Origin of the sequence: Streptomyces sp. NPDC059853 (genome assembly GCF_042731495.1) — a bacterium.
Lineage (GTDB): Bacteria > Actinomycetota > Actinomycetes > Streptomycetales > Streptomycetaceae > Streptomyces.
Window position 1 is genome coordinate 1 of the sequence record NZ_JBHWJL010000474.1, and the last position, 2,559, is coordinate 2,559.

The following is a 2,559-nucleotide window of genomic DNA, read 5'->3' on the forward strand; positions in this document are numbered from 1 at the left end:
GACAGTGCCCCAGGTGCTTGGGGTCGCCCATCTCGAAGGTGAACCGGGAGGTGGCCACCCGGTCGCGGGAGGTCTGGACGGCGGCGGACAGGATGTTGACGTGCTGGTCGGAGAGCACCCGGGTGACGTCCGACAGCAGCCGGGAGCGGTCCAGCGCCTCCACCTGGATGGCCACCAGGAACACCGAGGACTGGGTGGGAGCCCACTCCACGGCCAGCATCCGCTCCGGCTCGCGGGAGAGCGCGTCCACGTTGACGCAGTCGGTGCGGTGCACCGAGACACCGTTGCCCCGGGTGACGAAGCCGATGATCGGGTCGCCCGGCACCGGGGTGCAGCAGCGGGCCAGCTTGACCCAGACGTCGTCGGCGCCCTTGACCACCACGCCGGGGTCGGCGCTGGAGCGGCGCCGGCTGCGGGTGGGCATCGGCGGCGCGGTCTCGGCGATGTCCTCGCTGGCGGCCTCCTCGCCGCCGACCGCCTGCACCAGCTTCTGCACCACGCTGGGCGCGGAGACATGGCCCTCCCCGATCGCCGCGTAGAGCGAGGAGATGTCCGGGTAGCGCATCTCGTGGGCGAGGGTGACCAGGGAGTCGCCGGTGAGCACGTGCTGGATCGGCAGATTCTGCTTGCGCACCGCGCGGGTGAGCAGGTCCTTGCCCTGCTCGATCGCCTCGTCCCGGCGTTCCTTGGAGAACCAGCCGCGGATCTTGTTGCGGGCCCGGGGCGACTTGACGAAGCCCAGCCAGTCCCGGGAGGGTCCCGCGCCCTCGGCCTTGGAGGTGAAGATCTCCACGGTGTCGCCGTTGTCCAGGGTGGACTCCAGCGGCACCAGCCGGCCGTTGACCTTGGCCCCTATGGTGCGGTGGCCGACCTCGGTGTGCACCGCGTAGGCGAAGTCCACCGAGGTGGAGCCGGCCGGCAGGGCGATGACATCGCCCTTGGGGGTGAAGACGAAGACCTCGTGCCGGGAGAGGTCGAAGCGCAGCGACTCCAGGAACTCCCCGGGGTCCTCGGTCTCCTTCTGCCAGTCGAGCAGCTGCCGCAGCCAGGCCATGTCGTTGACGCCCTCGCCCTTGTCGCCCTTCTTCGGGGCGTCGGAGCGGATCTTGGAGGCGCCGGCCTGGGCCTGCTGCTTGTACTTCCAGTGCGCGGCGATGCCGTACTCGGCGCGCCGGTGCATGTCGAAGGTGCGGATCTGGAGTTCGACGGGCTTGCCGCCGGGACCTATCACCGTGGTGTGCAGCGACTGGTACATATTGAACTTGGGCATGGCGATGTAGTCCTTGAACCGCCCGGGAACCGGGTTCCAGCGGGCGTGGACCGTACCGAGCGCCGCGTAGCAGTCGCGGACGGTGTCCACCAGGACCCGGATGCCCACCAGGTCGTAGATCTCGGCGAAGTCCCGGCCCCGCACGATCATCTTCTGGTAGACGCTGTAGTAGTGCTTGGGCCGTCCGGTGACGGTGGCCTTGATCCGGGCCCCGCGCAGATCGGCCAGCACCTCGTCGATGACGGTGGCCAGGTACTCGTCCCGCTTGGGCGCGCGCTCGGCGACCAGCCGCACGATCTCGTCGTACATCTTGGGGTAGAGGATGGCGAAGGCCAGGTCCTCCAGCTCCCACTTGATGGTGTTCATGCCCAGCCGGTGCGCCAGCGGCGCGTAGATCTCCAGCGTCTCGCGGGCCTTCTGCTCCTGCTTCTCCCGCTTGAGGAACCGCATGGTGCGCATGTTGTGCAGCCGGTCGGCGAGCTTGATGACCAGGACCCGCGGGTCCTTGGCCATGGCCACCACCATCTTGCGCACGGTCTCGGCCTGCGCGGCCTCGCCGAACTTGACCTTGTCCAGCTTGGTGACCCCGTCGACCAGCAGCGCCACCTGGTCACCGAAGTCGCGGCGCAGGGTGTCCAGGCCGTACTCGGTGTCCTCCACCGTGTCGTGCAGCAGTCCCGCCATCAGAGTGGCCGGGTCCATGCCCAACTCGGCCAGGATGGTGGTCACCGCCAGCGGGTGGGTGATGTACGGGTCACCGCTCTTGCGCTTCTGGCCGCGGTGCCAGCGCTCGGCGACCTGGTAGGCGCGCTCGATCCGGCGCAGCACGGCGGTGTCCGCCTTGGGGTCGTTGGCGCGGACCACCCGCAGCAGCGGCTCCAGGACCGGGTTGTACGGGCTGGAGCGCTGGACGCCGAGCCGCGCGAGCCGGGCCCGTACCCGGTTGGAGGAGCCGGAACGGCCCGAGACCCCGGAGACGGCGGCCGGCGGTGCCGGGGCGTGGCTGTCCTGACCGTCACGCCGGGTGGTGGCCGGGGACGGCGCGGCATTCTTGCGCTGCGCGGAGGTGAGCGGCTGGGCCTCGTCGGGCAAGGGCACTCCTTGAGTCCGGCCGTAGCGATCGGACGGCCATGGTATCGAGCCTAGGCCACCCGCTCGCGCCGGGCGCGGTACGGGAGCGGAACAGCCGCCGGACGCACCGGCGCCCCCCCCCCCCGCGCGCTGCGCGGGGGCGGGGCGCCCCCCCAGTGTCTTATACACAACTGTCGCAGCCGACGGGTTTGGGAGTG

General features: G+C 70.3%; 1 protein-coding gene. It reads right to left on the minus strand.

Annotated elements, in window-relative coordinates:
* Window positions 1-2,362: RelA/SpoT family protein (locus ACFV5N_RS26925; RefSeq protein ID WP_385604879.1), on the minus strand; the 2,362-nt coding region annotated here is incomplete at its 3' end.
* Window positions 2,363-2,559: the final 197 nt, after the last annotated feature.